This window comes from Cellulosimicrobium sp. NPDC030954 (assembly GCF_055571305.1).
In genome coordinates, this window is record NZ_JBVIFN010000010.1 from 111,442 (window position 1) to 136,829 (window position 25,388).

The following is a 25,388-nucleotide window of genomic DNA, read 5'->3' on the forward strand; positions in this document are numbered from 1 at the left end:
GTGCAGGTCAGCGCATCTTGCGCCGGTAGATCGCGACGGCCCACGCGTACGCGACGGCGAGGATCCCGACGAGCCACGCGAGCGCGACCCAGATGTCGGCGCCGACGGGCTGGCCACCGAACAGCGCGCGCAGGGTGTTCACGATCGCGGTGACGGGCTGGTTCTCCGCGAACCAGGCGACGGGGGCCGGCATGGTGTCCGTGGGGACGAACGCGGAGCTGATGAACGGCAGGAAGATCAGGGGGTAGCTGAACGCCGAGGCGCCGTCGACCGTCTTCGCCGACAGCCCCGCGACGACCGCGAGCCACGTCAGGGCGAGCGTGAACAGGACGAGGATGCCGAGCACGGCGAGCCAGGCGCCCACCGACGCCCCCGTGCGGAACCCCATGAGGAGCGCGACGCCGACGACGATCGTCACCGAGACGAGGTTCGCGACGAGCGACGTGAGCACGTGCGCCCACAGGACGCTGGACCGCGCGACGGGCATCGACTGGAAGCGCTCGAAGATGCCGCCCTGCAGGTCGAGGAACAGCCGGTACGACGTGTACGCGACGCCCGACGCGACGGTGATGAGCAGGATGCCGGGCAGCATGTAGTCGATGTACGACCCGGCGGCGCCGGTGTCGATCGCGCCGCCGAGGACGTAGACGAACAGCAGCATGAGCGCGATCGGGGTGACGGCGGTCGTGATGATCGTGTCCGGGCTGCGCAGGATGTGCCGCAGCGAGCGGCCGGTCAGGACACGGGTGTCGGCCAGGACGTGCGTGGTCATCGGAGCTCCTCTCCGGCGGGCTGGGTGCCCTCGGCGGTCGTCGGGGTCGCGGGGTGCTCGCCGGTCTCGCCGACGAGGGTGAGGAAGACGTCCTCCAGGGACGGCTGCTTCTCGACGTACTCGACCTGCGCGGGCGGCAGGAGCGCCTTGAGCTCGGCCAGGGTGCCGTTCTGGATGATGGTGCCGCGGTGCAGGATCGCGATCCGGTCCGCGAGCTGCTCGGCCTCGTCGAGGTACTGCGTGGTGAGCAGCACCGTCGTGCCGCCCTGGGCGAGCTCGCGCACCGTGGCCCAGACCTCGATGCGCGCCTGGGGGTCCAGGCCGGTCGTCGGCTCGTCGAGGAAGATGACCGGCGGGTCGCCGATCAGGCTCATCGCGATGTCGAGGCGACGGCGCATCCCGCCGGAGTAGGTCCCGGCCCGGCGCGAGCCCGCGTCGGTCAGGGAGAAGCGGGCGAGCAGGTCGTCCGCCACCTGTCCGGGGTCCTTCAGGTGGCGCAGCCGGGCGACGAGCACGAGGTTCTCCCTGCCCGTGAGGACCTCGTCGACCGCGGCGAACTGCCCGGTCAGGGAGATCGACTCCCGGACCGGCCCCGGCTCGTCGACGACGTCGTGCCCGTGGACGCTCGCGGCGCCCGCGTCGGGCGTGAGGAGCGTCGACAAGATGCGCACGAGCGTGGTCTTGCCCGCACCGTTGGACCCCAGCAGCGCGAAGATGCTCCCCGCCGCGACGTCCAGGTCGACCCCGCGCAGCACGTGCAGGTCGCCGAACGACTTCTCGATGCCTCGGACCCGCACCGCGGGTGCGAGCGACTGGTCGACAGACATGTCCAGGTCTCCGTCTCTCTCAGGCGTGGGTCAGGGTCGGCGGACGACGACGTCGCCGAAGCCGGTGCTGGCGTAGATCTCCGCGGTGGCCTCGTCCTCGACGGGCCCCTCGGTCGGGGTCAGGTGGTTGCGGACGCTGCCGTGCTCGGAGCTCGCGTCGAGGAACGCGGCGGTGCCCTCCGGCACGCCCACGTCGATCGAGCCGAACGACGTGCTGAGGGTGACGCTGCCGGACTCCAGGCGGTCGACCCGGATGCCGCCGTGCGCGGACTTGGCGGTGAGGGTGCCGACCACCCGGTTCACGGCGATCTCGCCGTGCGCGCCCTGCACGGCGAGCGTGCCCGTGACGGCGCCGACCGTCGTCGTGCCGTTGCTGGCCTTGATGGTCCCGTCGCCGGCGATCTCGCTGATGCGCACAGAGCCGGCGCTGACCTTGACGTCGGCGGTGCCGGCGACGCGACCGACGACGACGGACCCCGCCGAGGCCTTGAGGGCGAGCCGCTCGACGTCCTCGAGCCGGACGTCGGCGACGGAGAGCGTCATGTCGACGTCGCCGAGCGAGCCCTCGGTGTAGAGGGTGCCCGCCTTGCCGCGCAGGTCGGAGCCGGCGGGGAGCTCGACCGTGATGTCGGCGGTCCCGGCCGCGAACGGCAGGACGAACTGCTTCCACGACCCGGGGTACAGGATCGTGACGGCGTCCCCGTCGCGGTCGACCCGGACGTCCTGGGCCGCGCGGACGCTGCCCGACTTCGCGGGGTCCGTCGGCAGGACCGTCACGACGACGTCGTCACGGTCGCCGGCGACGACGTGCAGGTTGGCGAAGGGCACGTCCACGACGACCGGGACGGGCTGGGAGGCGGGGAAAGTGGGCATGACGGAGCTCCAACGGTGGTGTCGGTGTGGTGTCAGCGGGTGGGAGGAGAGGCGGGCGTGCGGACCGGAGGGTCAGCGCACCCAGCCGGTGACGCGGGCGGAGCCGCGCGGCTGCGGGCGGGCCTGCGCGGCCGGGCGCCCGGTGGACTGCTCGAGCGCCGCGGCGACCGCGCGCACGAGCCACGTGTTGACGGAGACGCCGTCGCGGGCGGCGGCGGTCTCGGCCTGCGTCTTGAGGTGGTCGGGCAGGCGCAGGGTCGTGCGGGTCGTGGCGCCGGACTCGACGTCGGCGACCGCCACGCCGGGGAGCGCGTCCGGGGCCGGGGCGACGCCGTACGCCGGCGCGCCGGGTGCCGTGGCCGGGGCCGCGGGGGCCGGGGCGGCGACCACGAACTCCGGGGCGCCGCCCCGCAGCCGCACGTCGACCGAGCCGGGCGCGAGCTCCGCGGAGATCTCGCCCGCCGCGTCCGAGAGCGCGTCGAGCAGGACGAGCCGCACGGCCGCGTCGAGCGGTGCGGTCAGCCGCTCGGCGAGCCGGCGGCCGTCGTCCCCCGCGGCGTCCGCGGCGGCGGCGAGGCGGTTCTGGAGGTCGTCGACATACGGGGTGAGGTCCATGACGCCATCATGGCACCATTCGTGGTGTCATAGCAACCCCTCGCGACAACATCGCGACACCACATGACACCAGGCGCGTGTCCGCGCTGGTCAGCGTGGCGTCAGGAGCCCAGGTCGGTGACGACGTCGTAGCCGAGCTTGAGGATGAGCGCCCCCACCACGACGACGAACACGACGCGGACGAACGCGCTGCCCTTGGCCACGGCCATGCGCGCCCCGACGTACGCGCCGAGCAGGTTCGCCGCACCCATGAGCAGGCCCAGGCCCCACAGCACCGCGCCGTAGGGGACGAAGAAGATCAGCGCGCCCGCGTTCGTCGCGAAGTTCGCGATCTTCGCGAGCGCCGACGCCGGCAGGAACGCGTACCCGAGGATGCTCACGAGCGCGATGACGAAGAACGTCCCCGTGCCCGGGCCCAGCAGGCCGTCGTACGTGCCGATGACGAGGCCGATCCCGGCCGCGGCCCAGCGGTGGCCGTTGCCCTCCCAGCGCAGGTTCGTCGTGTGCCCCAGCTTCGGCTTCGCGATCGTGTAGGCCGCGACCCCGACGAGCACCACGAGGATGATCGGCTTGAACAGCTCGGCGGGGATGCGCGACGCGAGGGCGGCGCCACCGATGGCACCGACCAGCGCCGCGAGCGCCATCGGTCCGGCCGTCCGGAGGTCGGGGCCCACCCGCCGGTAGTACGTCGCGGCGCTCACCGAGGTGCCCATGATGCTCGCGAGCTTGTTCGTCGCGAGCGCCTGGACCGGGCTGATGCCGGGCACGAGGAGCAGCGCGGGCAGCTGGACCAGACCCCCGCCGCCGACGACGGCGTCGATCCACCCCGCCGTCAGGGCGGCGAGCACGAGCAGGAGGACGGTCAGGCCGTCGATCTCGAGCCCGCCGGAGACCGGGAGGGAGAAGGCGGGCAGCACCCCCTAGTGGTACCACAGCGCCTCGGTCGGTGGTCCTGCGTCCCGGCCGTGCGCATCCGGTCCGCCGGACAGGCTTCGAACCGCGACGTGCGTCAGGACTGGAGGGCGTCGTACTCGGCCTCGGCCGCGACGTCGTCCTCGACGTCGAGGCGCAGGTGCGCGAGCGCGAGCTGCAGCACGCGCAGCGCGCTCGCGGCGCGCTCCCCCCAGAGCGAGACGTAGGAGAACTGCCACCACCACAGGCCCTCGAGCTCGCGGCCGCCGTCGTAGTGCTGGAGGCCCTTGGCGAGGCACTCCGCGACGCACGCGAGGTCTCCCGACAGGGACGCGGCGCCGACCTCGGCGCCCACGAGCGGGTCGGTGATCTCGGCGTAGTCGTCGAACCCGTCGAAGAGCTGGGAGAGCGCCGTCCGCAGCGGGTCCACGTCGGTGTCGCGGCCGGCGTCGGGCTCGAAGCGCTCGACCGGGACGACGTCGCCCATGGCCCCGAGGCGCGCGCCCGCGGCGAGCGCGTCGGACAGGGCGAGCAGCAGCAGGGGCAGCACGGCCCCGGGCGCGGCCCCGGACGCGACCTGGGTCGCGGTGGTGAGGAACGCGCGCGCCTGCGCGGCCATGCCCTCGGCGATCTCCCGCAGGTCGGGGTCGTTCTCGATCTCCCCCATGCTCGCCACCCTTCTCGTCAGCCGCCGACGAGGCGTCGGCCCTCGAACGCCCGGCCGAGCGTCACCTCGTCCGCGTACTCCAAGTCTCCCCCGACCGGCAGCCCGGACGCGAGGCGGGTCACGCGCAGGCCCATGGGCCCCAGCATGCGCGCGAGGTACGTGGCCGTGGCCTCGCCCTCGACGTTCGGGTCGGTCGCGAGGATCACCTCGGTCACCTGGCCGTCGGCGAGGCGCGCCATGAGTTCGGCGATCCGCAGGTCGCCCGGACCGACGTTCTCGATCGGGTTGATCGCGCCGCCGAGCACGTGGTACCGCCCACGGAACTCGCGCGTGCGCTCGATCGCGACCACGTCCTTGGGCTCCTCGACGACGCAGATCACCTCGGGCGAGCGGCGCGGGTCCGCGCAGGTGCGGCACTGCTCGGACTCCGCGACGTTGCCGCACGTCTCGCAGAAGCGCACGCGCGCCTTCACCTCGGTGAGCGCGTCGGCGAGCCGCCGCACGTCGACGGCGTCGGCGGCGAGCAGGTGGAACGCGATGCGCTGCGCGCTCTTGGGCCCGACGCCGGGGAGTCGGCCGAGCTCGTCGATCAGGTCCTGGACAGCGCCTTCGTACACGCCCCCAGCCTACGGGGCGCGGCCCACAGCGCGGGCCCGGCCCGCCGCCGTCATGACCGACGGCCGCCCTGTCCCGACGTGCTCACGGTCAGACGCCCTGGTCCTGGATCTCCTCGATGATCTTGCCGTCGAGCAGGCTCACGACGAGCGCCGTCCCGACCAGACCGGTCGAGACGATGTCGGGGTCGTCCGCGGACGGGAGGTCGTCCATCGGGTCGACCGTCGACGGCGCGTCCCGCCGGGCGGGCGCCTCAGCGGGTCGGGCGACGCGGGCCGTCGTGGCCGCTGCGATGGCCGCGCGTGCGGCGGAGACCCCGCGCAGCGGGGCTCCCGACGCGTCCACCGGAGCGACCGACGCCGTGCGGCCGGGTGCCTCCGGACGCGGCGGCAGCGCGGGAGTGGCCGGTGCAGGGCTCACGGGCGAGACCGGTGCCCGGGCGGCCGGAGTCTGCGCGCCGGGCGCCGCGCGCGTCTCCGGGGCGCGGTCGAGAACAGGCTCCGGCTCGGGGCCGTCGTCGAGATCGGCCGGTGGCTCGGCAGGCGCCCCCGCGAGCCACGCCTCGTCGGCGGCGTCGAGCCGAGGCTCGGGCGACGGCGACGGCGACGGCGACGAGGCTCCGGCGAGCCAGGCCTCGTCCGCGGCGTCGACCACCGGTCCGGGGTCCGCGTCGCCGCCGGCGACGTCCGTCTCGACCGGTCGCTCCTGCAACGCGACGGCGCCGCGCGGCGCGGACGCGCCCGTCGCGAGCGCGGTCGGGGAGGCAGCCGTGCCGGACGCCACGGTCCCGCCCGGCGCGCCGACCGTCGCGAGTGGCACGGACGCGCTGCCCCCTCCGGAGCCGGTCTCACGACCGGTCCCGCCGGGGCCGGGCGCTGCCGGCCCCTGACCGGGGCCCGTGGGTGCCGGGGCCGCAGGGTCCTGTGCCGAGGTGCGCCCGGCGCCGGCCGCCCCGCCCTCGTCCAGCCGCGCCTCGACCCGCACCTGGAGCCCGAGGGTCTGATACACGACGTCCTGCACCGCATGGACGTGCCGCGACGAGGAGAAGGTGCGCGCGAGGCCCGGCGACGGGAAGGCGAGGAAGAGCACGCCCTGGCCGAGCTCCGCGACCTGCGCGTTCGGGCCGACCAGCGACCACGTGACGGGATTCGCCCGCAGGTTCTCCAGCACCTCGGGCCAGCGCCGCCGGAGCTCCTCGGTCGTGAACGCCGGGCTCGCGGCGCCGGACGGGGCGCTCGCCGTCGGCTGCGCCGGACGGCCTGCTGCCAGCCCTGCGGGGGACGCCTCGGCACGCACGGGCGGCGCCGCCTCCTCGCGCGTCGGCGACGCGGCGTCTTCGTGCGTCACTGCATCGGCGTCCGCGTGGTCCTGCTCCGCCGGACCGGTCGGCTCGACCGGGCCGGTCCGACGCGCGGTACCGGTCTGCTCGACCGGCGGCACCGCCTGCGCCGGGGCGCCGCTGGGCTCCGCGGTCGACGGCGACGTGGGCAGGGCGGGCGGCGCGGCGACCGTGGGCGCGGGCTCGGTCATGCCCGACGGAACGCCGCCCTCGCGCGGTACGGGCGGGGTGTCCGGTGCCGACGGGGCGCCGAGTGCCGGTGCCGAGGCCCGCTCGTCCTCGACGGTCCTCGCCGGGACGGCCGCGGCGCGGGGCTCGGTTGACGGGCGCGCGTCGGTCGGCGCAGCGGCACCGGCCGACGGCTGCACGGCGGGGGCGGACGGGGTCGACCGGGTGGGGCGCAGGGCGGCGCGCACGGCGGCTGCGCCGGTGAGACCGGACGCCGGTGCGGCCGCGGCGGGAGCCGGCCCCGCGCCGTCGGGCACCGGGGCCGCGGCGCCGGCGGGCGTCCCCGCCCCGGGCGAGACGGCTGCCGGCGCGACGGCGACCGTGCCCAGCCCGCCGCGCTCGAGCCGGTCGAGGCGTGCCGCGAACCCGGCCGCGCCGTCGTCGGCCCCGGGCAGGAGCAGCCGCGCCATGAGGAGCTCGAGGTGCAGTCGCGGCGAGGTGGCGCCCGTCATCTCGGTGAGCGCCGCGTTGACGAGGTCGGCCGCGCGCGAGAGCTCGGCGACGCCGAGGTTCTGCGCCTGGGCCCGCATGCGGGCGAGCTGGTCGGCGGGCTGGTCGCGCAGCACGGCCTGCGCCTCGTCGCCGGAGACGGCGATGACGATGAGGTCGCGCAGGCGTTCCAGGACGTCCTCGACGAAGCGCCGGGGCTCGTGCCCGGTGGCGATGACGTGGTCCACGACGCGGAAGATGCTCGCGCCGTCGCGCGCGGCGAGCGCGTCCACGACGTCGTCGAGCAGCGTCGCGTGCGTGAAGCCCAGGAGCGCGACGGCGCGCTCGTACTCCACGGCGCCGTCCTGGGCGCCCGCGATGAGCTGGTCCATGACGGACAGCGAGTCGCGCACGGAACCGCCCCCGGCGCGCGTGACGAGCGGGACGACGCCGCCGCCGATCGTCACGCCCTCCGCGGCGCACAGCTCCTCGAGGTAGGGCCCGAGCACGTCCGGCGGGACGAGGCGGAAGGGGTAGTGGTGCGTGCGCGAGCGGATGGTGCCGATGACCTTGTCCGGCTCCGTCGTCGCGAAGACGAACTTCACGTGCTCGGGCGGCTCCTCGACGAGCTTGAGCAGCGCGTTGAACCCCTGCGGCGTCACCATGTGCGCCTCGTCGAGGATGAAGATCTTGTACCGGTCGCGCGCCGGGGCGAACGCGGCGCGCTCGCGGAGCTCGCGGGCGTCGTCGACGCCGTTGTGCGACGCCGCGTCGATCTCGACGACGTCGAGGCTGCCCGGGCCGCCGCGCGCGAGCTCGACGCACGAGGGGCAGACGCCGCACGGGGTGTCGAGCGGGTTGTCCGGGGTGTTCTGCGCGCAGTTGAGCGTGCGCGCGAGGATGCGCGCGCTCGTCGTCTTGCCGCAGCCGCGCGGGCCGGAGAAGAGGTAGGCGTGGTTCACCCGACCGCTGCGCAGCGCCTGCATGAGCGGCGCGGTCACGTGGTCCTGGCCGATCACCTCGGCGAAGGTCTCGGGCCGGTAGCGGCGGTACAGGGCGGTGCTCACCCCCGTCACTCTAGACGCCGCGTCCCACAGGCACGAGGCCGCTCCGCCGTCGTCGACGCGGAGCGCCGCGAGATCGACCTGAACGTCCGAGATCGACCCTCAGGAGGTCGATCTGGGGACGTACGGGTCGATCTCGGCGGGGGGGGTCAGCGGTGCAGCGCCTTGCGGGCCAGCCAGTTGCCCAGGAGCTGGGCGAGCTGGACGATCGCGATCATGATGAGGACCGTGACGATGACGACGCCCCAGTTGTAGCGCTGGTAGCCGAACCGGAGGGCGAAGTCGCCCAGGCCTCCGCCCCCGATGAGCCCGGCGATCGCCGACATGTCGAGCACCGCGATGAACAGGAACGTGTACCCGAGGATGAGGGGTGCGAGCGCCTCGGGGACGAGGACCGTCGCGATGATGCGCCACGACGACGCGCCCATCGCCCGCGCCGCCTCGACGACGCCCGGGTCGATCCCCACGAGGTTCTGCTCGACGATGCGGCTCGTGCCGAACGCCGTCATGACGGACAGCGGGAAGATGAACGCCTCGGTGCCGAGCGTCGTCCCGACCACCTGCAGCGTCACGGGGCCGAGCAGCGTGACGAAGATGATGAACGGGATGGGCCGGACGATGTTCACGAGCACGTTGAGCACGCCGAAGACCCAGCGGTTCTCCAGCAGGTTGCCGCGCCGGGTCACGTAGAGCGCGATGCCGAGCGCGAGGCCCGCGAGCCCGCCCGTGAGCAGGGCGACCGACACCATCTGGAGGGTCTGCCCGAACGACTCGACCAGCTTCGGCCACAGGAGCTCCCAGTCCCCGTTCATCAGCGTCCTCCGAGGTTGCCGTGGCGGAAGAGGGTCTCGCGGTCGGACCCGTACGGGTCGCCCAGGTCGCCGCCCGCGTCGTCGGGCGCGTCCCCGCCGCCCGGGTCGGCGTCGAGCCGCGCGACGCGCGGGTCGTCGAGGGGCTGGGCCGCGGTCCCCAGGTCCACGACGTCGGCGCGCTCGGCGAGCGCGAGGAGGAACGGGGCGATGCGGTCCTCCGGGGCGTCGAGCTCGACGGTCAGCGACCCGAACGGGCGCTCCCCCACCTCGGAGATGCCGCCGTAGACGACGGACCCGTCGACGTCGTGCTCGCGCAGCAGGCGGAACAGGTCCGACCCGGTGTGCGCGCCCTCCCGTACTCCGACCGTGACGAGCCGGCCCGGGTGCCGCTCGCGCAGGCGGGCGAGCGTCTCGCGCGACGGGCGGTCGTGCAGCGCGGTGCCGACGAACCGCTGCGCGGCGTCGGCGCTCGGCGCGGAGAAGACGTCGTACACGTCGCCCGTCTCGACGACCTTGCCGTGCTCCATCACCGCGACGCGGTGGCACGTCGAGCGCACGACCTCCATCTCGTGCGTGATGACGACGATCGTGATGCCGAGCTCGGCGTTGACGCGCCGCAGGAGCGCGAGGACCTCGCGCGTCGTCTCGGGGTCGAGCGCGGACGTCGCCTCGTCGGCGAGGAGGATCGTGGGCTGCGCCGCGAGCGCGCGGGCGATGCCGACGCGCTGCTTCTGCCCGCCCGAGAGCTGGCGCGGGTACGCCTTCGCCTTGTCGGCGAGGCCGACGAACGCGAGGAGCTCCGCGACGCGCGCGGCCCGCTTCTCGCGCGGCCAGCCGGCCACCTTGAGCGGGTAGGCCACGTTCCCGGCGACCGTCCGGGACGACAGCAGGTTGAACTGCTGGAACACCATGCCGATGCGCGAGCGCACCTCGCGCACGCGGCGCTCGGACAGGCCGGTGATCACCTGGCCGTCGACGACGACCTCGCCGCTCGTCACCGTCTCGAGCGCGTTGACGAGCCGCACGAGCGTCGACTTCCCGGCGCCCGAGTAGCCGATGACGCCGAAGATCTCGCCGCGGCGGATGCTCAGCGAGACGTCGTCGACGGCGTGCACGACGGCGTCGCCCTCGCCGAACGTCTTGCTCACGTGGCGCAGCTCGATCGCGGGCTGCACGTCACCGCCCTCGTCGTGGGGGACGTCGGTCACGTCGGTTCCTCTCGTCGGAGGCCGGGCCTCCGGGCCGGGGCCGCCTGTGCGCCTGGGGTCACCAGGTGGGTCGTCGGGGCCGCCTGTCGGGGTGTGCCGCTCGCCTGCCATCGTCCTCCCCCGGGCACGACGGCGCGCGAGGGCGGACGCGACGTGCGCGCCCGCCCTCGCAGCGACGGCATCAGGAGTTGCGGATGTCGTCCTCGATGCCGGCGAGGATCTCCTGGAGCTCGGCGGGCGAGTTCTCCTTGATGACGGCGGTGCCGCCCGAGGCCTTCTTCTCCGCCTCGACGACCTCCGGCGAGTGGGAGATCGCGACGAGCTTGAGCAGCGTCTCGTCGTCCTTGTCCTCCGCCCGCGCGACCCAGACGTTGATGTAGGGCTTGGCGGCGTCGGAGTCGGGGTCGTCCTGGAAGAGCGCGTCCTCGGGCGTGAGGCCCGCATCCTCGACGAAGTCGTTGTTGATGATCGACGCGTCGACGGACTGGAGCTGGATGGGCGTCTGCTCCGCCGCGACCGGCGTCACCGTCACCTTGGAGGTCGGGAGCACGTCGATCTCGGTCGAGAGCGAGCTCCCGCCGTCCTTGAGCTCGACCAGCCCGGCCTCCTGCAGCACGAGGAGCGAGCGGGCGAGGTTCGTCGGGTCGTTCGGCACGGCGACCTGGCCGCCGTCGGGGATCTCCTCGAGCGACGTGTGCTTGGAGGAGTACAGGCCGAGGGGGTAGACCGCGGTCGCGCCGATCGGCGTCAGGTCCTCGCCCGCGTCGACGTTGTAGCCCGCGAGGAACTGCAGGTGCTGGAACTGGTTGACGTCGAGCTCCCCCTGCGTCACCGCCGGGTTCGCCTGCGTGTAGTCCTGGAGGTCGACGAGCTCGATCTCGATGCCCTCGGCCTCGGCCTGCTCCTGGAACACGGCCCACTTGTCGTCGGACGCACCGACGACGCCGACGCGGATCGGGTCCGCGGCGTCGCCGCTCGCGACGCCGCCCGAGGTGTCGTCACCACCGCCGCAGGCGGTGAGGGTGAGGGCGGCCGTCGCGGCGATCGCGGTCCAGGTCAGACGCTTGCGGGTGGTCGAGAACGACATGGGGGTTCCTTCCGGTGGCGGCGGCGTCGGTCACGGGTGGCGACCGGCACGGCCGGGGTGCAGGGACGGCCCTGCGAGGGGTGGGGTTCTGGGTGCTTCCGGCGGGCCATCAGCCACGCGGCGAGCGGGGGCGGCGTCGTCAGGACGACGCGGCAGGTGCGGCGCAGGTCTCCCTGCGGGTCACGACGGCGTCAGCAGCCGCACATTCGCCCGGTGCGCACGCCACGACAGCACGACGTGCCGGCGCAGGACGCTGCGCTCGGGGTCGTGGTGGCGACGTGGTTCCGGATCATGCCGACATCATGAGCACGCCGACGCCCCGCGCGCCAATCTCCGGGCCGGATCGTCCATCATATGGACGCGAAATTGGTCGCATGGCGAGAATTCGTCGGGAGGAACCGGGAGATACCGGGCGCCAGGCGCCGCCGTGGCACCCGTCTCGCTCTCGGTCAGAGAGATCTGCGCCACACCCGCGACGGCGTGACGGCGAGCCGGGTCCCGGCCGGAGACAGCAAAGGACCCCCCGCACACCCACCAGAGCTCACCTACCCTTGCTGCCTTCCGGCCCTGGGGGAGTTCGGCGAGATGATGCCGCACGAGGGGTCTGCGCCCACCCTAGCCCAGGTCGGCGCCCCACCCGAAACCCGGTCGGGCGCGGGGCGATTCGGCCCGGGCGCCGCCGTCCGGTATCCTCGTTGCGCTGCTGTCGGTGCGCCCCGTGCGCGTCGGCCGTCGCACCAGGAGGATTCGCCTAGTGGCCTATGGCGCACGCTTGGAAAGCGTGTTGGGTTAACAGCCCTCGGGGGTTCGAATCCCCCATCCTCCGCAGACCGAAGGGCCCGCCGCACTCGCGGCGGGCCCTTCGTCGTCGTCCGTCGCACCACGCCCGGACGCCAGGACCGAAAAGGCCCGTCGCACGAGTGCGACGGGCCTCTCGACGTCCCGACGGTCCGACGCGCCGGGACGTGGCGCCGGCGGTGCCGCCGACGGCTACCCCCAGCCTACGGGTGTCTGGCCCGGAACGGCAGGGGTCTCTCGTCCCCAGTGCCCGTGATCTCCGCGACGCGCGTCGCGCGGGGCCCCGCGGCGAGGGGTCAGACGACGTGGCACGGGCGCCCCCCGAGGGTCACGAGCTGCGGGTCGGCACCCGGCGCGCCCGACGCGACGAAGCCGAAGGTCGCGGTCGCGCCGGGCCGCACGGTCGCGTTCCACGACAGGCTGTGCGCGGTGACGGCGGCGCCGTCCCGGCTGGCCTGCGCGCCCCACACGTCGGTGAGCCGCTGGTCCCCGTCGGGGGTCCAGCGCAGCTCCCACCCGTCGAGCGGCGCCGTGCCGGTGTTGCGGAGCTCGACCTGGGCGATGAAGCCGCTGCCCTTCTTGCCCTGCCACGTCCCGTGGACGGTGTACGCGACCTCGCAGGTCGGGCGCTCGACGGGCGGCACGGCGAGCGCGAGGAGCTCCGCGGCCTGCTCGACGAACCACTGCCCCGCGGCGGGGTCCTCGATGCCGCGGGCCGGGTCGAGCGGGCCGCCGGTGCCCCGGTAGCACTTGCCGTCGGACTCTCCCGGCACCTTGATCCACAGGTACGCGTCGACGAACGGGTCGCCGGTGTCCGTCGTGGGTCGCTCGCCGAGCCCGCGGTCGGGCGGGTTGCACCACACCTCGGGGTCGGCGTAGACGCCGGCCGGCGCCGTCCACGGCCCCTGGCCGTTGCGGCTCGTGTCGACGACGACGTGCGGCTGCGCCGCGGGGTCGCGCACGACGCCCGTGTCGACGTACGCCTGGGCGTACGCGGCGTCGGTGAGCCCCCACGTCGAGACGTCGTCCGGGTTCGCCGGGTAGTACTGGCTCGCGCACCACGCGGGCTCCCACCAGCTGTTCACCGACAGGTGCACGCAGTCGCTGATCCACGTCCCGTACTTCACGAGGCGCTCGGTCTCGACGTAGTTCGACGCGTTGACGAACACGCCGTCGGCGCGCTCGACGCCCGCCTTGATCAGGCGGTCGGTGATGTCGCCGACCCCGAGCCACCCGGAGTGCGTCCCGTCGAGGTAGACGGACGTGCCGGGCAGCGCGGTGAGCGCGTCGACGGCGTGGTTGAGCTGGACGAACCGGTCCGCCGCGGCGGTCTCCGGGTCGAGCTCGGCAGGCCGGCACCACTCGGGGTTGCCGTTGATGTCGGTGTACCAGGGGATGATCCCGAGCCCGTCCGGCTCGAGGATCACGATCGCCGGGTCGTCGCCGATCCCCTCGGCGAGGGCGTCCACCCACGCCGTGTAGGCGGCCGTGTCCGCGGCGCCGCCCGCGGAGTACTGCGCGCAGTCGCGGAACGGCAGGTTGTAGACGACGACGGTCGGCACCGACCCGTCGGCCGCGGCCGCCCGGACGACGGACGCGACGTCGTCGCGCACCTCGTCGGGTGCGCCGCCGGTGAACCACGAGGCCGACGGGAAGGACCCGAGGAGCTGGGCGTCGGCGCGGGCCTGCCCGGTGAGCGAGGCGGCGGCCTGGAGGGTCGTGGAGAACGGGTCTACGTAGAGGCGGGTCTCCGGCCCGACGGCGTCGTCCGCCGCGGGGACGGCCGCAGCCGGGGCGGCGGCGGGGGTCGGGACGGGGGCGGCGCCGGCGCTGCCGGCGGCGGCGAGCAGGGGGCTCGCGAGCGCGAGGGCAGCGACGGTGGACAGGACGGCACGACGTCTCATGCGGATCTCCTTCGATCGACACGGGGTGCGGGACGAGCGATGGAAGCGCTCCCATCGCGTCGTGGCCTCCACTCAACCGGCCCCCGCCACCCACGTCAAGGGCCACGGGCCGACAGAGCGCTCCCTCGCGGGTGGACACCCGTTGAACGGGTGTTTAGTCTATTGAACGTGCGTTCAGACCAGCCTTCGCCGACCGACCGCGGCCGCCCCGCGCCGTCGGGCACCGACGACCTCACGACCCGCGCCCGCATCCGGGACGCCGCCATCTCGCGCTTCGCGCGCGACGGGTTCGGCGCGCCGCTGCGCACCATCGCCGCCGACGCGGGCGTGAGCGCCGCGCTCGTCGTGCACCACTTCGGCTCCAAGGACGGGCTGCGCCGCGCGTGCGACGACTACGTGTTCGACGCGGTGCGCGCCGCCAAGACCGACGCCATCTCGCCGCAGGACCCCGCGGCGGGCCCGATGGGACTGTTCGCGCAGCTCGCCGGGATCGAGGACTACGCGCCCGTGTTCGAGTACACGCTGCGCAGCCTCCAGGCGGGCGGGGACCTCGCGCGGTCGTTCGTCGAGCACCTCACGCAGGTCACGCTCGAGTACATGGCGTCGGGCGTCGCCGCGGGCGTGATCCGCCCGAGCCGCGACGAGGCGGCCCGCGCGCGCTACCTCGTCTCCCTCTCCCTCGGGTCCCTGCTCGTCGACGGGGCGCTGCGCGAGCGGACCGAGCCGCGCGACCCCGAGGCCGACCTGCGCGAGTACGTCGAGCGCGTGATGCTCCCCGCGCTCGAGGTCTTCACCGAAGGACTCTTCGTCGAGACGACCCTGCTCGACGCCTACCTGCAGCACACCACCCACCAGGAGGAGACGCGATGACGAGCACGACCCCCGCCGTCGAGGTGCACGACCTGCGCAAGGCCTTCGGTCACGTGCAGGCGCTCGACGGCCTCGACCTCACCGTCCGCGCGGGCGAGGTCGCCGGGTTCCTCGGACCGAACGGCGCGGGCAAGTCGACCACCATCCGCGTGCTGCTCGGGCTGCTGCGGCCCGACTCCGGCAGCGCGCGGCTGCTCGGCAGCGACCCCTGGCACGACGCCGTCGACCTCCACCGGCGCCTCGCCTACGTGCCGGGCGACGTGAGCCTGTGGCCCAACCTCACCGGCGGCGAGGCGATCGACCTGCTCACCCGCCTGCGCGGGAGCGTCGACCCGCAGCGCAAGAAGCTGCTGCTCGACCGCTTCGAGCTGGACCCGTCCAAGAAGGCGCGCACCTACTCCAAGGGGAACCGGCAGAAGGTGGCGCTCGTCGCGGCGTTCGCGTCCGACGTCGAGCTGCTCGTCCTCGACGAGCCCACGTCGGGCCTCGACCCCCTCATGGAGTCCGTGTTCACGCAGTGCGTGCGCGAGGTGACCGCCGAGGGCCGGTCCGTCCTGCTCTCGAGCCACATCCTGGCCGAGGTCGAGAAGCTGTGCGACACGGTGACGATCATCCGCGCGGGACGCACGGTGCAGTCCGGGACGCTCTCCGAGCTCCGGCACCTCACGCGCTCGTCGGTCACCGCCGTGACCGGGCACGACCCGGCGGCGCTCGACGCGCTCGACGGCGTGCACGACCTCGTCGTGGAGCCCGGCGCGGACGGCACGCGGGCGCGGTTCGACGTCGACAACGACCGCGTCGAGGCCGTGCTGCGCGCGCTCACCGACCTCGGCCTGCGCTCCGTCACGGTGAACCCGCCCTCGCTCGAGGAGCTGTTCCTGCGCCACTACGGCGACGAGCTCGCCGTGCTCGACGGGGCGGGCGCGCTGTGAGCGCCCCCGGGACCGCCCGCACGGCCGCACCACCACGCGGGCGGCGCGCCGCCGCCGTCGCGCCCGAGCCGCACCGGCGGGGCCGCGCGGCCACCGGCTGGACCACGCTGCTGCGCTTCGTCCTGCGGCGCGACCGCGTCCGCATCCCCGTGTGGACGGCGTCGATCGCGCTCCTCTTCGGGTACGCGGCCGTCGCGCTGGACACGCTCTACCCGACCGCGGCCGACCGCCAGGCGCGCGCGGCGCTCGTGTCCAGCCCCGCGGGCATCATGCTGTCCGGGCCCCAGTACGGGATCGAGGACTACACGCTCGGCGCGATGATCGCGAACGAGATGGCGCTCACCGTCATGGTCGCCGTCGCGATCATGAGCATCTCGCTCGTCGTGCGGCACACGCGCGCCGAGGAGGAGACGGGCCGGGCCGAGCTCGTGCGGGCCGGGGTCGTCGGGCGCCACGCCCCCGCGACCGCCGCGTTCGTCGCCGCGCTCGTCGCGAACGCCGCCATCGCGCTCGCGACGGGGGCCGTCCTCGTCGCGACCGGGCTCGCGGCCGTCGACTCGTTCGCGCTCGGCGCCGCGGTGGGCGTCACGGGCCTCGTGTTCGCCGCCGTCGCGGTCGTGACGAGCCAGGTGACCGAGCACGCGCGCGCCGCGAGCGGCCTCGCGCTCGCCGTGCTCGGCGTCGCGTTCCTGCTGCGCGCGGTCGGCGACGTCCAGGAGGAGCACGGGAGCTGGGTCTCGTGGCTCTCCCCCATCGGCTGGGCGCAGCAGATCCGCGCGTTCGTCGACCTGCGCTGGTGGCCGCTCGGCCTGTCGGTCGCGCTCGTCGTGCTGCTCCTCGCCCTGGGCGCGGCGCTCGCCGCGCGGCGCGACCTGGGTGCCGGCCTGGTCCCGCCCCGCGCGGGGCGCCCCGTCGCCGCCGGGTGGCTCGCGAGCCCGCTCGCCCTCGCGTGGCGCCAGCAGCGCGCGTCCGTGCTCGCGTGGGGCGTCGGGGTGGGCGTCACCGCGCTCGCGTGCGGGACGTTCGTCGACTCCGTGGGCGACATGGTCGCCGACAACCCCGAGATCGCGCAGATGCTGGGCGACGCCACCGACCTCGTGGGCGGGTTCGTCGCCGTCATGGCCCTGTTCCTCGGGCTCGGCGCGGGCGGGTTCGCCGTCGCGTCGGCCCAGCGGGCCCGCGGCGAGGAGACGGCGGGGCGGCTCGAGCCCGTGCTCGCGACCGGGGTCGGGCGCGTGCGGTGGCTCGGCGGCCAGCTCGTCGTGACGCTGCTCGGGACGTCGGTGCTGCTCGTCGTGAGCGCGCTCGGGCTGTGGCTCGGCGCGCTGAGCGTCGGGGAGGACGCCTTCGGGCTCGGCGACTACCTCGCCGCGTCGTTCGCGTACCTCCCGGCGATCGCGGTCGTCACGGGCGTCGCCGTCGCCGCGTTCGGGTCGCGCCCGGTCCTCGCGTCGCTCGCCTGGGCGCTCCTCGCGTACTCGTTCGTCGTGACGATGTTCGGCGCCCTGCTCGACCTGCCGTCGTGGGCCAGCGGGGTCTCCCCGTTCTGGCACGTCCCCCAGCTCCCGGGCGCAGACGTCGAGCCGTGGCCGTTCGTCTGGCTCACGCTCCTCGCCGTCGCGCTCGTCGCGCTGGGCCTGGCGGGCTTCCGCCGCCGCGACGTCCCCCGCCCCTGACGCCGCGGCAGAGCCCCGGCACCACGAGGTAGAGCCCTGGTAACGCGAGGTGGAGGTCTGGTCGACCCGTGCCCCTGACCACGCCTCTACCTCGGCGGACCGGGGCTCTACCTCGCGTCGGCGTCGGGGCGTCCGGCTAGGCTCGGTCCACTGTGCCCGACCACGGAGGTGACGGTCATGTCCACGCCCGACCAGAGCGACGCGACGCGCTCGGCCAGGGCCACCCTGCACGAGTGGGTCGCCGCGATCCCCACCCAGGAGCCGAGCCGGGGGCCGGACGGCGCGTCGGGCGTCCCCGACCCGCGCACGTGGGTCGCGGCGCTCGCGCTCGAGGGGACGTGGCTCGGTCTCTACCAGGACGCGTACGCGCTCACGGAGGCCGAGTGGGAGGACCTGCTCGGCGACCTCTCCCGGTACGCGGACGTGCGTCCGCCCGCGAGCGCCGTCGTCTTCCGCGACGTGGACCTCGACGAGGACCCGTTCCGCGACGACGAGCGCCCGCTCGTGGACGCCGTCCTGCGGGTCGCGCTCGAGGAGGGCGTCGAGAACCTCACGCTCGCTGCGGTCGCACGCCGCTGCGACCGCAGCGAGTCCACGCTGCTGGCGATGTTCGGCGACGCGGAGACGCTGGTCGACGACGTCGCGCTCGAGGTGCTGCAGTCCGGGTTCGACGACCTCTCGCCGCTGCGCCTCGACCCGTCGCGCGCGGCGGTGGCCGCGTCGGTCGCGGCGCTGGACGACTCGCGCAAGGCCGCGGCACTCCTGCGCCTGTACGCGCTGGGCGGGGTCGCGCGCGACGACGTCCCGGAGGGGCAGCACGAGGTGCACGCGCTCGTGCTGCGCGCGTGGCGCGAGGAGGGCGCGCCGTCGTCGCTCGTGCTCGCCGCGCTCGCGTGCGACGGCTGGCGCGCGGGCGAGCTGCAGCGGGCGCTGCTGTTCCCGCCCGCGCTGCCGGGTGCGGTGGTGCGCGAGCTGGCGCGCCTCGTCGACGACGCGGCGGGTCACTCCTCGAACCGGTAGCCGGCGCCGAGGCTCCTGACGAGCTGCACCTCGGCCGCTGCCCGGGCCGGTGGACACGTCTGCGGGCTCGCCCGACGGTCAGTACGGTGCTCGCCGACGCGAAGGACGCGGGTGCTCCTCGTGGGGAGATCGTGACGACCGCGTGACCGACACCCCGACGACCTGGGCGTGGGCCGCCGTCGGGCCTCTAGGATGTCCCGCATGATCTTCAAGGCCGTCGGCGACGGGCGCCCCTACCCGGACCACGGCCGGGTGACCGCCCGCGACTGGGCCGAGGTGCCCCCGCGTCAGGTGCGCCTCGACGAGCTCGTCACCACCAAGCGCACGCTCGACCTCGACGCGCTCCTCGCCGAGGACTCGACGTTCTTCGGCGACCTCTTCGCGCACGTCGTCGAGTACGAGGGCGTCCTCTACCTCGAGGACGGGCTGCACCGCGCCGTGCGGGCCGCGCTCCAGCAGCGCGCCATCCTGCACGCCCGCGTCCTGACCGTGCGATGAGCGCGGGGTCCGGTAGGTTTCTGGCGTGACCACCCGCCCCGACACCGCGCGCACCGAGCGGCGCCGACGCATGCACGAGCGCCAGGCCGTCGTGTTCGGGCTGCTCATCGCCGCGCTCGCCGTCGTCGGGCTCGGCGCGCTGGCCGTGTACACGGGGGCGATCGAGGCACCGTTCGACCGGCCGCTGTCGTCACCCGAGGCGGTCGACGACCTCGCGCACGTCGAGGTCCCCTGCCTCCCCGAGGGCACCCTCCCCGTGGCGACCGGCGACGTCCAGGTCAACGTCTACAACGCGTCCGGCAAGGACGCCCCCCTGGGTCGCCTGAACGAGGACCTCCTCACGTCGCGCGGCTTCGCGGTGATCTCCACGGGCAACGCGCCGGACCTGGACGGCGACGGGAAGTCGGACGTCATGGCGCAGACGCAGATCCACTTCGGGGCCGCCGGCCTCGCGCAGGCGTACACGCTCGCCGCGCACTACGACGACCCCGGCCTCGTGCTCGACGCGCGCGAGGACGCCACCGTCGACCTCTACGTGGGCGCCGACTTCGAGGACGTCGTGGACCCCGAGCTCGTCGGCCTGTCCGGCGACGTACCGCTCGAGAGCCGCACCGGGTGCGTCGCGATCGAGGAGATCACCCCCCAGCCGCTGCCCGTGCCGCCCGCGGAGGGCTGAGCACGTCCTTCGCCCGGCGCCCGCCGAGCCCTCACGACCGCCGAACGGTACCCATGAGCACCCTGCCCCTCCGGCCCGCCCGGACCACCGACCCCGACGAGGTCGACCGCCTCTACGAGATCTGCCTGCGGACCGGCGCGTCCGGCGCGGACGCGACCGCGCTGTACACCGACCCGAGACTGCTCGGCGAGGTCTACCTCGGGGCGTACCTCGCCCTCGAGCCGTCGCTCGCGTTCGTCGTCGAGGTCGACGGCGTGGCCGCGGGCTACGTGCTGGGGGCGCGCGACACCACCGCGTTCGAGGCACGGTCCGAGCGGGAGTGGTGGCCCCCGCTGCGCGAGAGGTACCCCCTCGGCAGCTTCCCGGAGGGCTCGCGCGACGAGGCGCTGGTCCGCCAGATCCACCGTCCGCACCGCACCGACCCGTCCGTGCTCCGCGACTACCCCGCGCACCTCCACGTCGACCTGCTGCCCGCCGCGCAGGGCGGCGGCAACGGCCGCCGGCTGATGGACGCGCTGTTCGACGCCCTGCGCGCCGCCGAGGTCAAGGGCGTCCACCTCGGCGTCGCAGAGGACAACGTCTCCGCGATCGGCTTCTACGAGCACCTCGGCTTCACGCGCCTCGACGTCCCGGAGGGCCTGGTCCTGGGCCTCCGCCTCTGACCCGGCCCCCGCCGAACCTGGGATCGCTCCTCACGTGCGGCTCGTCCTGGGGAGAGATCCCGTGTTGGCGCCGAACCCTGGGTCTCTCCCCACCGCCGCGCGCGTCTGAGGAGCGATCCAGGGGTCGACACTCCCCCGCGAGGCGGAACCTGCCTCGCCGGTTTCCACAGTCCCTTCGTTCGAGGGTTCCGTCCACAGGGCCGTCCGGTGGGCTCCTCCGACGACGCCAGGTGCGCTGGGATGCGACCCATGCCGCCTCGTTCTCCGGTACCGCAAGCCATCCGCGCCGTCGCCGCCCAGCAGGAGTCGCTCATCTGCACGAGGCAGTGCCTCGACGCCGGGATCGGCCCGAACGTGCTGACCCGCCTCGTCCGCTCGGGGTCATGGGCACGGATCACCGCCGGCGTGTACGACCTCGACCCGACACCCCCGCCCACCCGGCCGCCTGACTCCCGACGCCGCCGTGCTGCCTGGGCAGCGCTGCTCGCCTTCGGCCCCGAGGCGATCGCCGTCGGACCGTGCGCGCTCGCGTTGCTCGGCGTTGCCGGCCTGCCCTCACGCGTCGTCCCGCAGGCGACGTTGCCCGGTGCTCGCGGGCTCGAGTCCCGCGACGGCATCCGCCTGCGCATGTTCGACGACGGGATGACGGTCGTGCGGGTGGGCGACCGGTACGTCGCGGCCCCCGAGTGGGCTCTGGCCCAGGCGGTGCCCGAGCTCGACCGGCCCTGGGCCGTGTCGGTCATGGACTCGGCTCTCCATCTCGGGCTGGTGTCGACCGAAGGTCTCGACCGCGCGCACGACCACGCCCGTGGTCGTCGGGGTGTCGCGCGGACGCACTCGTGGTGGGAGCTCGCGGACTGTCGTGCGGAGTCACCGTTGGAGACCTGGGTACGGCTCGACTGCCTCGATGGCGGCGTCCCGCCGGACACGCTCCAGGTCCCGTTGGTCGGGTCGAGCGGGCGGGAGCGACGCGGCGACCTGGGATGGCTGCTCGACGACGGCCGCTGGGTCGTCGCCGAGGCCGACGGCGCGGAGTTCCACGACACGCCGAGCGCGGCCTTCGCCGACCGGGAACGGCACAACGACCTCGTGACCGCCGACGTCGCAGCGGTGCTTCGGTTCACCTCCGCCGACACGCGCGTGCCGGGCCGCGCCGCGACCACGGTCCACCGCGCGCTCCTGTCGACGGGACGCCGTCGTGCCGCGTGACGCCAGGACGCCGAACCCGGGACCACTCCCCAGCGAAGGCTTCAGTTGGGGAGAGATCCCGGGTTCGGCATCAGCGCGGACCGTTCGTCAGCGGGCGTCCTCGATCGTGTCGTGGACGATCGGCTCGTCGCCGCCGGGGGCCGACGCCGGGCTGGCGGGCTCCTGGGTCGTGCCGCGCCACCGCGCGATGTTCCGCATGAGGTGGTAGATCACGAGCGCCGCGGCGGTGCCGAGCGCGATGCCCTCGAACGTCAGGTCGCCGACGGCCCAGGTGAAGTTGGCGATGCCGATGACGAGCGGCACGGCGGCGGTCGTGAGGTTGACGGGGTTGGAGAAGTCGACCTTGTTCTGCACCCAGATGCGCGCACCGAGGATGCCGATCATGCCGTAGAGCATCGTCGCCGCCCCGCCCAGGACGCCGGCGGGGATGGTCGCGATGAGCGCGCCGAACTTCGGCGAGAGCGAGAGCACGAGCGCGGTCGCCGCCGCGACCCAGTAGGCCGCGGTCGAGTAGACGCGCGTCGCGGCCATGACGCCGATGTTCTCGGCGTACGTCGTGGTGCCCGACCCGCCGCCGACGCCCGCGAGCGTCGTCGCGACGCCGTCCGCGAGGAGCGCGCGCCCGGTGAGGTCGTCGAGGTTCTTGCCGGTCATCGCCGCGACCGACTTCACGTGCCCGACGTTCTCCGCGATGAGCACGAGCACGACCGGGACGAACAGGCCGAGCACGGCGACGTCGAACGTGGGCGTGACGAACTCGGGGAGCCCGATCCAGTCGGCCTGGCGCACCGCGTCGAACGACACCTCCCCTTGGATCACGGCCACGACGTAGCCGACGATCACGCCGACGAGGATCGAGAGGCGCCCGATGATCCCCTTGAACAGGACGCTGACGAGGATGATCGCGGCCAGCGTGACGACGGCCGTGACCGGCGCCTGCTGGAAGTTCCCCCACGCCGCGGGGGCGAGGTTGAGGCCGATGAGCGCGACGATCGTGCCGGTGACGATCGGCGGCATGACGATGTCGATCCACCGCGCGCCCGCGACGTGCACGAGCAGGCCGACAGCGGCGAGCACGAGGCCGGTGACGAGGATGCCGCCGACGGCCACCGACTGGCCCTGCGACGCGGTCGCGGCGCCGATCGGGGCGATGAACGCGAAGCTCGACCCGAGGTAGCTCGGCAGGCGGTTGCCGGTGATGAGCAGGAACCCGACGGTACCGATCGCGGAGAAGAACAGCGTCGTCGCGGGCGAGAACCCGGTGAGCAGCGGCACGAGGAACGTCGCGCCGAACATGGCGACGACGTGCTGCATACCGATCCCGATGGTCCGCGGCCAGGTCAGCCGCTCGTCGGGGTCGACGACGTCCCCCGGCGCGACCGTCTTCCCGTTCCCGTGCAACCGCCACCCGATGGCGCTCATGTCTCTCCCGTCCGTGAAGTTCGTGTGAAGACCCCCGGAGCAGGGTAGTGCCAGTGCCGAACCCGGGGTTCCTCCTCGCGCGAGCGGTCCGGTGAGGAACGACCCCGGGTTCGGCGTCGATGGTCCTACGCCGCGGCGTGCACCAGGAGCCACGCGAGGAGGTAGCTGCGGGTGTTGCCGTCGTCGATGCGTTCCTCCGGGAGGGTGCGGGCGACGTCCAGGGCGGCCGCGGCGTCGTCCGGGCCCGCGAGCGCCGCGTACATGAGGAGCTGGTCGCCGAACAGCACGTCCCACGTCGCCGGGTCGTCGCGCGGGCCGGCGAGCGCCTCGTCGATGTTGGCCCGGATGCGCTCCGGGTCGCCCCCGAGGTACCCGGCGACGGGCTGCATCGGCAGCACGAGGATGCCGAGCATCGCGCTCGGCTCGGCGCTGAACCACGTGGCCCAGTCGCGCTTCCCGCCCCACACGAGCGACGTCACGGTGTGCCCGAACCCGTCGATCGCCGGGTCGTCGCGGTCGAAGTCGGTCCAGTACGCGCGCGCCGACGTCGCCTCGGCGGACAGCAGCCAGCGCGCCTGCGCCTCGAGCGCCGCATTCCCCGACGCCTGCGCCCACAGCGCCAGCCCGTTCCACGCGGACACCGCCTCGGACGCGGACTCCTGGTTGTTCCCGTCCGCGAAGGGCGCGTACCCCGACGCCCACGAGTGGCCGGCGTACGCGTCGAACGCGCGCAGCGCCGGGAAGTCCTCGTCGCCCGCGCCGGACGCGACGTCCGCGGCGAGCAGGTCGAGCACGGGCGCGAGGTCCGCCGCGAGCGCCGGGTCGTCGGCTGCGACGACGCCCGCGGCGTAGAGGAAGTACCCGTAGTGGAAGTGGTGGTCGTTGAGCTCGTCCGAGCCGAACGACGGCGTCCGCCCGACGACGCTGCGCACCTCGGGGTCGTAGACGAAGCAGCGCGCGTCGCGTCCCGCGCACCCCGCGGGCTCGGCCCACTCGCGCAGCGCGGCCGAGAGGTCGTCGCGCAGCGGAGCCGCGACGTCGTCGAGCCCGAGCTGTTCGGCGAGCACGAGCAGGTTCGCGTCGCGCGCGAGCGCCTTGCCCCCGAAGTACGTGTCCGACGGCACCTCGAGAGACCCCGCCTCGAGCGCCGCGGCGTCGGCCCGCACCTGCTGGGCGAGCTCCGTCGTCTCGTCCTCGCCCAGCCCGGAGAGGTCGAGCGCCCCGGCGGGTTCGACGGCGGGACTCGACCAGGCGAGCGTGCTCGCCGTGCACACGTCGACCGTCCCGAGCACGGTCGCGTAGGTGCCCAGGCCGCACGACGCGCCGTCGCTCTCGCGCTGGTGCGGCAGCCGCACGACGACGGTCCCCGGCCCGGGCTCGTCACCTCCGGTCTCGTAGGTGATCGCCGTGGTGGCGGCGTCGTCGGCCACGCCGTACGCGAGGGTCGTGCCCGTGACGGGGTGCGCGGCCGTCTCGGCGAGCGCCGCGACGGCACCGTCCGGGGCGCCGTCGGGCACGGGGAACCACGCGACGGAGTCGCCCGCGGCGAGGTCGAGCGAACGACCGTCGTCGGACAGCGCGCCCTCCGCCCCGACCAGCACGTACTCGCGTCCGCCCGCCTCGGTCGTGACGAGCCCGTCCTCCGCCGCGTCGAACGCGACGGTGAGCGCCGCGGTCCGGTCCGTCGCCGCGGTGTACCGCAGGACGGGCGACCCCTCGACGAGGGCCACCGTCCCCAGGACGGAGCCTGCGTCGTCGAGCAGGTCGAGGGTGACGGATGCGGTGTCGTAGGCGGTGACCTCGACCGACTCCGCCCCGACGTCCACGCCGACCCGCGGCACGAACGGGCCGAGGATCGACTGCTCGGTGACCTCGACGTCGGGCAGGCCGAACGCGAACCCGCCGTCGGTCACGCCGAACGCGAGCGGCACGGGGAACACCGGAAGCGGCTCGTCGCCGAACGCCAGCCCGGAGAACCAGCGGTTGGTCGGCGGGACCAGGCCGTCCGCGAGCCGGGCTGTGGGCATCGGAGCGACCGACTCCTGCGGCAGGATCGACAGGTCGACGTCGGGGACGGTGCCGGTCAGGTCAGCGGCGGGGTGCCCGACGGCGGAGCCCGCCCCGGGCGGCCCCGTCGCCCCGGGCGACACGTCCGTCTCGAGCAGCCCGCACCCGGTGACGAGCGCTGCCGATGCGAGCACCGCCGCGACCACCCGGCCCCGAGATCGGCCCGAGCGTCCCAGATCGACCTTCGGGAGGTCGATCTCGTGACG

At 74.2% G+C, this 25,388-nt stretch carries 22 protein-coding genes, 1 tRNA gene and 1 other RNA gene; 9 read left to right on the forward strand and 15 right to left on the reverse strand.

Annotated features, from left to right (window positions below; genetic code table 11):
* Window positions 1-7: 7 nt before the first annotated feature.
* The 12 genes from ACZ402_RS17305 to ffs form a co-directional block, all read right to left on the reverse strand.
* Window positions 8-772 (reverse strand): ABC transporter permease, encoded by a 765-nt coding sequence (locus ACZ402_RS17305; protein ID WP_375825878.1) that lies wholly within the window; start codon window positions 770-772, stop codon window positions 8-10.
* On the reverse strand, window positions 769-1,599 hold the full coding sequence (locus ACZ402_RS17310) for an ABC transporter ATP-binding protein (RefSeq protein ID WP_375825879.1): 831 nt from the start codon (window positions 1,597-1,599) through the stop codon (window positions 769-771). Before ACZ402_RS17310 ends, ACZ402_RS17305 begins: the two co-directional genes overlap by 4 nt.
* 30 nt (window positions 1,600-1,629) lie before the next feature.
* Window positions 1,630-2,472, reverse strand: a complete 843-nt coding sequence (locus tag ACZ402_RS17315; protein ID WP_375825881.1) for a DUF4097 family beta strand repeat-containing protein — start codon at window positions 2,470-2,472, stop codon at window positions 1,630-1,632.
* Between the two features lie 72 nt (window positions 2,473-2,544).
* Window positions 2,545-3,087 carry a histidine kinase gene (locus ACZ402_RS17320; RefSeq protein ID WP_375825882.1) on the reverse strand — a complete coding sequence of 181 codons (543 nt, stop codon included), beginning with the start codon at window positions 3,085-3,087 and terminating at the stop codon, window positions 2,545-2,547.
* Window positions 3,088-3,188: 101 nt separating this feature from the next.
* Window positions 3,189-4,004 (reverse strand): TSUP family transporter, encoded by an 816-nt coding sequence (locus ACZ402_RS17325; protein WP_375825883.1) that lies wholly within the window; start codon window positions 4,002-4,004, stop codon window positions 3,189-3,191.
* 92 nt (window positions 4,005-4,096) lie between these two features.
* The gene (locus tag ACZ402_RS17330) at window positions 4,097-4,666 is read right to left on the reverse strand and encodes a DUF5063 domain-containing protein (RefSeq protein WP_053371787.1); all 570 of its coding nucleotides are present in this window, start codon (window positions 4,664-4,666) and stop codon (window positions 4,097-4,099) included.
* A 17-nt stretch (window positions 4,667-4,683) separates the two neighbouring features.
* Entirely contained in the window at window positions 4,684-5,283 is a 600-nt protein-coding gene (recR, locus tag ACZ402_RS17335) for a recombination mediator RecR (RefSeq protein WP_375825884.1), read from the reverse strand.
* A gap of 88 nt (window positions 5,284-5,371) precedes the next feature.
* Window positions 5,372-8,344 (reverse strand): DNA polymerase III subunit gamma and tau, encoded by a 2,973-nt coding sequence (locus ACZ402_RS17340; protein ID WP_375825885.1) that lies wholly within the window; start codon window positions 8,342-8,344, stop codon window positions 5,372-5,374.
* Between the two features lie 146 nt (window positions 8,345-8,490).
* Entirely contained in the window at window positions 8,491-9,153 is a 663-nt protein-coding gene (locus ACZ402_RS17345) for a methionine ABC transporter permease (RefSeq protein ID WP_375825886.1), read from the reverse strand.
* Window positions 9,153-10,361: a methionine ABC transporter ATP-binding protein gene (locus ACZ402_RS17350; protein ID WP_375825887.1), complete on the reverse strand. Its 1,209-nt coding sequence runs from the start codon at window positions 10,359-10,361 to the stop codon at window positions 9,153-9,155. Before ACZ402_RS17350 ends, ACZ402_RS17345 begins: the two co-directional genes overlap by 1 nt.
* A 181-nt stretch (window positions 10,362-10,542) precedes the next feature.
* Window positions 10,543-11,448, reverse strand: a complete 906-nt coding sequence (locus ACZ402_RS17355) for a MetQ/NlpA family ABC transporter substrate-binding protein (RefSeq protein ID WP_375825888.1) — start codon at window positions 11,446-11,448, stop codon at window positions 10,543-10,545.
* A 511-nt stretch (window positions 11,449-11,959) separates the two neighbouring features.
* Window positions 11,960-12,056: signal recognition particle sRNA small type (ffs, locus tag ACZ402_RS17360), an RNA gene on the reverse strand.
* Between the two features lie 132 nt (window positions 12,057-12,188).
* Between ffs and ACZ402_RS17365 the strand changes: the two genes are divergently transcribed.
* Window positions 12,189-12,274, forward strand: a tRNA-Ser gene (locus tag ACZ402_RS17365).
* Window positions 12,275-12,542: 268 nt separating this feature from the next.
* Here ACZ402_RS17365 and ACZ402_RS17370 read toward each other — a convergent pair.
* Window positions 12,543-14,150 carry a glycoside hydrolase family 6 protein gene (locus ACZ402_RS17370; RefSeq protein ID WP_375825889.1) on the reverse strand — a complete coding sequence of 536 codons (1,608 nt, stop codon included), beginning with the start codon at window positions 14,148-14,150 and terminating at the stop codon, window positions 12,543-12,545.
* 168 nt (window positions 14,151-14,318) lie between these two features.
* Between ACZ402_RS17370 and ACZ402_RS17375 the strand changes: the two genes are divergently transcribed.
* The 8 genes from ACZ402_RS17375 (at window position 14,319) to ACZ402_RS17410 (ending at window position 21,693) form a co-directional block, all read left to right on the forward strand.
* Window positions 14,319-15,020, forward strand: coding sequence for a TetR/AcrR family transcriptional regulator (locus tag ACZ402_RS17375; RefSeq protein ID WP_375825890.1), 702 nt, complete (start codon window positions 14,319-14,321; stop codon window positions 15,018-15,020).
* The gene (locus ACZ402_RS17380; RefSeq protein WP_375825891.1) at window positions 15,017-15,952 is read left to right on the forward strand and encodes an ABC transporter ATP-binding protein; all 936 of its coding nucleotides are present in this window, start codon (window positions 15,017-15,019) and stop codon (window positions 15,950-15,952) included. The genes ACZ402_RS17375 and ACZ402_RS17380 overlap by 4 nt, the downstream gene beginning before the upstream one ends.
* On the forward strand, window positions 15,949-17,628 hold the full coding sequence (locus tag ACZ402_RS17385) for an ABC transporter permease (protein WP_375825892.1): 1,680 nt from the start codon (window positions 15,949-15,951) through the stop codon (window positions 17,626-17,628). Before ACZ402_RS17380 ends, ACZ402_RS17385 begins: the two co-directional genes overlap by 4 nt.
* A 177-nt stretch (window positions 17,629-17,805) precedes the next feature.
* Window positions 17,806-18,648, forward strand: a complete 843-nt coding sequence (locus ACZ402_RS17390) for a hypothetical protein (protein ID WP_375825893.1) — start codon at window positions 17,806-17,808, stop codon at window positions 18,646-18,648.
* Window positions 18,649-18,849: 201 nt separating this feature from the next.
* On the forward strand, window positions 18,850-19,146 hold the full coding sequence (locus ACZ402_RS17395) for a type II toxin-antitoxin system VapB family antitoxin (RefSeq protein WP_024841670.1): 297 nt from the start codon (window positions 18,850-18,852) through the stop codon (window positions 19,144-19,146).
* A gap of 25 nt (window positions 19,147-19,171) precedes the next feature.
* Window positions 19,172-19,822, forward strand: a complete 651-nt coding sequence (locus ACZ402_RS17400; protein ID WP_375825894.1) for a LytR C-terminal domain-containing protein — start codon at window positions 19,172-19,174, stop codon at window positions 19,820-19,822.
* 53 nt (window positions 19,823-19,875) lie between these two features.
* Window positions 19,876-20,484, forward strand: a complete 609-nt coding sequence (locus tag ACZ402_RS17405; protein WP_375825895.1) for a GNAT family N-acetyltransferase — start codon at window positions 19,876-19,878, stop codon at window positions 20,482-20,484.
* A gap of 249 nt (window positions 20,485-20,733) precedes the next feature.
* On the forward strand, window positions 20,734-21,693 hold the full coding sequence (locus ACZ402_RS17410) for a type IV toxin-antitoxin system AbiEi family antitoxin domain-containing protein (protein WP_375825896.1): 960 nt from the start codon (window positions 20,734-20,736) through the stop codon (window positions 21,691-21,693).
* An 87-nt stretch (window positions 21,694-21,780) separates the two neighbouring features.
* Here the strand turns inward: ACZ402_RS17410 and ACZ402_RS17415 are convergent, their stop codons facing one another.
* Both ACZ402_RS17415 and ACZ402_RS17420 read right to left on the reverse strand, forming a co-directional pair.
* Entirely contained in the window at window positions 21,781-23,115 is a 1,335-nt protein-coding gene (locus ACZ402_RS17415) for a uracil-xanthine permease family protein (RefSeq protein ID WP_375825897.1), read from the reverse strand.
* 125 nt (window positions 23,116-23,240) lie between these two features.
* Window positions 23,241-25,316 carry a glycosyl hydrolase gene (locus ACZ402_RS17420; protein WP_375825898.1) on the reverse strand — a complete coding sequence of 692 codons (2,076 nt, stop codon included), beginning with the start codon at window positions 25,314-25,316 and terminating at the stop codon, window positions 23,241-23,243.
* Between the last annotated feature and the right edge of the window lie 72 nt (window positions 25,317-25,388).

Excerpts from the sequence above, each read along its gene's own strand:
- ACZ402_RS17305 (WP_375825878.1), bottom strand. The coding sequence starts at position 772 with ATGACCACGCACGTCCTGGCCGACACCCGTGTCCTGACCGGCCGCTCG.
- ACZ402_RS17310 (WP_375825879.1), bottom strand. The coding sequence starts at position 1,599 with ATGTCTGTCGACCAGTCGCTCGCACCCGCGGTGCGGGTCCGAGGCATC.
- ACZ402_RS17315 (WP_375825881.1), bottom strand. The coding sequence starts at position 2,472 with ATGCCCACTTTCCCCGCCTCCCAGCCCGTCCCGGTCGTCGTGGACGTG.
- ACZ402_RS17320 (WP_375825882.1), bottom strand. The coding sequence starts at position 3,087 with ATGGACCTCACCCCGTATGTCGACGACCTCCAGAACCGCCTCGCCGCC.
- ACZ402_RS17330 (WP_053371787.1), bottom strand. The coding sequence starts at position 4,666 with ATGGGGGAGATCGAGAACGACCCCGACCTGCGGGAGATCGCCGAGGGC.
- ACZ402_RS17345 (WP_375825886.1), bottom strand. The coding sequence starts at position 9,153 with ATGAACGGGGACTGGGAGCTCCTGTGGCCGAAGCTGGTCGAGTCGTTC.
- ACZ402_RS17355 (WP_375825888.1), bottom strand. The coding sequence starts at position 11,448 with ATGTCGTTCTCGACCACCCGCAAGCGTCTGACCTGGACCGCGATCGCC.
- ACZ402_RS17370 (WP_375825889.1), bottom strand. The coding sequence starts at position 14,150 with ATGAGACGTCGTGCCGTCCTGTCCACCGTCGCTGCCCTCGCGCTCGCG.
- ACZ402_RS17380 (WP_375825891.1), top strand. The coding sequence starts at position 15,017 with ATGACGAGCACGACCCCCGCCGTCGAGGTGCACGACCTGCGCAAGGCC.
- ACZ402_RS17390 (WP_375825893.1), top strand. The coding sequence starts at position 17,806 with ATGTCCACGCCCGACCAGAGCGACGCGACGCGCTCGGCCAGGGCCACC.
- ACZ402_RS17395 (WP_024841670.1), top strand. The coding sequence starts at position 18,850 with ATGATCTTCAAGGCCGTCGGCGACGGGCGCCCCTACCCGGACCACGGC.
- ACZ402_RS17405 (WP_375825895.1), top strand. The coding sequence starts at position 19,876 with ATGAGCACCCTGCCCCTCCGGCCCGCCCGGACCACCGACCCCGACGAG.
- ACZ402_RS17410 (WP_375825896.1), top strand. The coding sequence starts at position 20,734 with ATGCCGCCTCGTTCTCCGGTACCGCAAGCCATCCGCGCCGTCGCCGCC.
- ACZ402_RS17415 (WP_375825897.1), bottom strand. The coding sequence starts at position 23,115 with ATGAGCGCCATCGGGTGGCGGTTGCACGGGAACGGGAAGACGGTCGCG.